The following is a 2611-nucleotide window of genomic DNA, read 5'->3' as shown; positions in this document are numbered from 1 at the left end:
TCCAGCAGGGCGTGGGAGGCGGCGAAGCAGGCCAGCCCACGCCCTGCTGGAGCGGCTGCGGCCCGGGAGCCGCGGCCTCGCGTTCGGGCGCCGCCCCCTGCTGCTGGCCTGCGCCGGCGTGGCCGCGGCCATCGCGCTGGTCGCCGTCGACCAGCGGCTCGCCAACGCCCACGTCAGCCCCTGGCCGGCGATCGCGACCGCGGCGGCCGTGGGCCTGGCCACCCTCGCCGCGGCGCAGTTCGCGCGGATCGCGATGCTCTCCCGGGTCAACGACGCCCTCACCGAGGCCTCGAGCTCGACGCCCTGGCCGCCCGAGGCGATCGACGACACCCTGATCCACCTGGTGAGCGGCCACGTCCGCGCCGCCCGGATCAGCGTCGAGGCCGCTCCCGGAGGTCCCGAGGCGCTCAGCGAGGAGATCCATCCCGGCTCGGTCCTGGTCCTGCGCCGCGAGCCGGGAGACTTCGGCTTCGGCCGCCACGACGCCCGGCTCGTGGCCGCGCTGGCCGCCATGGCGCGCGCCTCCCACAGCCAGGCCGCGCGCGAGAGCCGGCTGTGGGCCGCCGCGGTGACCGACGAGCTCACCGGCCTCTGGGAGTACGAGCAGTGGCGCAGCCACCTCCGGGAGCTCTCCCTCACGCGAGGCGGCCGGGAGAAGCTGGGCATCGTCTTCCTCGACCTCGATCACTTCAAGCAGGTCAACAGCGACTACGGGCACCTGCGTGCCGACCAGCTCCTCACCGCAATCGGCGGACGGCTGCTGCGCCAGTCCCCGCAGTGGCGGTTCGGCCGGTTCGGCGGCGACGAGTTCGTCGGAGTCGCCCGCAACATCCGCGACGAGGCGCACCTGGACGAGCTGTGCCGCGGCCTCGCCGCGATCATCCGGCAGCCGGTCGAGACCGACGGGGCGATCATCGCCGCGACGGCGTCGGTCGGCCGGGTGCTCTCGCCGAACCGGGGCGACTCGCCCGACGTCGTCCTCGCGAAGGCCGAGCACGACCTCCGTGAGCGCAAGGCCGCCCGGGAGGTTGGCGCCGGCCAGCCCGTCGCGCGCGTGGACGAGAACGACGTCCTGCTGCGGGTGCTCGACCACGGCGTCGACGTCGCCTATCAGCCGATCATCGACGTGGCCACCCGCGAGGTCGTCGGCTGGGAGGCGCTGCTCCGCGGCCACCTGCCGCTGCTCGGCTCGCTCAACCCCGAGGAGCTCGTCGACTCGGCCGTCCGCGCGGGCGTCCTCGACGTCATCACCCGCCAGGTGGCCCAGCAGGCGATCGCCACCTCGACGAGGGTGGCCGAGCGGGTGCAACGCCGCCTCACGCTGAGCCTCAACCTCGAGCAGGAGCAGTTCCGCTCGAACAGCTCGCTGATCAAGTGGGTGATCGAGCAGTCCGCGCACGCGCCGATCGACCTCGTCCTGGAGCTCACCGAGCGCGGCGCCCCGGACACCTGGGGAAGCACGGAGGACGCGCTCGCCGACGAGCTGATCGGCCGCGGCATCGGGCTCGCGCTCGACGACCTCGGCGCCGGCAACGCCCGGATGGCGATGCTCGCCCGGCGGCACTGGCACACGGTGAAGCTCGACCGCGCCTTCCTCACCAGCGGCGCCCGGGGCCTGGTGCTGCTCGGGCACGCGGTGACGATGCTGCACGACCTCGGCCTCACGATCGTGATGGAGGGCGTCGAGACGGCCGAGCAGCTCGCGATCGTCGAGCGGCTCGGCATCGACCAGGTCCAGGGTCACTACTTCGCGGCCGCCGGCACCGCGGAGGAGCTGCTGAGCTTCGTCGAACGACGCGGGCTCGGCTTCTCGCCCGCGAGCATCTGATGGGCGTGCTGCGACGCCGGCTCGGCCGGTTCGCCGGCATCGGCGTGCTCAACACGCTCATCGACATGGGGCTCTACGCCCTGCTGCTCCCCCACCTCGCGATCGTGCCCGCCCAGATCGTCTCCAGTGGCGTGGCCATGGTGTTCAGCTTCATCGCCAACGCGCGGTTCGCCTTCGGCGCCTCCGGGCTCACCTGGAGGGCGGCCGGCTCGTTCTTCGGGATCAACGCGCTCAACCTCTGGGTGCTGCAGCCGCTGGTCATCCTCGGGGCCGCCTGGGCGATCCACCTGGCCGTGGACGGACACGACTACGCGGTCGCGCTCGTGGCCAAGCTGGTGAGCTTCGCCGTCAGCCTCACGATCAACTTCGTGGTCTACGACCGCTGGGTGTGGCCGCGGACCTCGCTCTCGGCCCCGTGAGCGGCCCCGCGCTCAGCTGACGTCCGGCTGCACGGGCGACTGGTCGGCAGGCTGCTCCGGCGGCGGGTCCTGCCGGAGCCCGGCAATCGCCTCGGCGCGGGTGGACGCGACGAGCTCGAAGATCCGCGCGAGCTGCTGCTGGGCCTCCACCAGGCGGGGGCCCAGCGCGGCCGTGAGGGCGTCGATCCGGTCGAGGACCGCGTCCCGCTGGCGCGCGAAGGCGGCCCGCTCGCCGTCGAAGGCGGCCAGTCCGGCCGCGACGCGCGCGCTGACCTCGTCGTCGGAGGCGGCCACGATCGCGGCCGCCTCGGCGCGGGCAGCCGCCAGGATGTCCTCCGCCCGCCGGGTCGCCTCGGACGCCGTC

Annotated in this window: 3 protein-coding genes; 2 read left to right on the top strand and 1 reads right to left on the bottom strand. The window is 73.9% G+C overall.

Annotation, left to right across the window (positions count from 1 at the left end):
- On the top strand, positions 1-1828 hold a 1828-nt coding region (locus QM572_RS06660; RefSeq protein ID WP_415091323.1), incomplete at its 5' end, for an EAL domain-containing protein.
- Positions 1828-2247: a GtrA family protein gene (locus tag QM572_RS06655; protein WP_415091321.1), complete on the top strand. Its 420-nt coding sequence runs from the start codon at positions 1828-1830 to the stop codon at positions 2245-2247. The genes QM572_RS06660 and QM572_RS06655, both read left to right, overlap by 1 nt.
- Positions 2248-2259: 12 nt before the next feature.
- Here the strand turns inward: QM572_RS06655 and QM572_RS06650 are convergent.
- Positions 2260-2611 (bottom strand): hypothetical protein (locus tag QM572_RS06650; protein ID WP_415091319.1); only part of this gene is annotated, 352 nt, incomplete at its 5' end.

Source organism: Nocardioides sp. (assembly GCF_047607365.1).
GTDB lineage: Bacteria > Actinomycetota > Actinomycetes > Propionibacteriales > Nocardioidaceae > Nocardioides.
This window is presented reverse-complemented; position numbering and strand designations above follow the sequence as displayed.

What these genes read in the sequence shown, in the direction of transcription:
- QM572_RS06655 (WP_415091321.1), top strand. Translation starts at nt 1,828, where the DNA reads ATGGGCGTGCTGCGACGCCGGCTCGGCCGGTTCGCCGGCATCGGCGTG.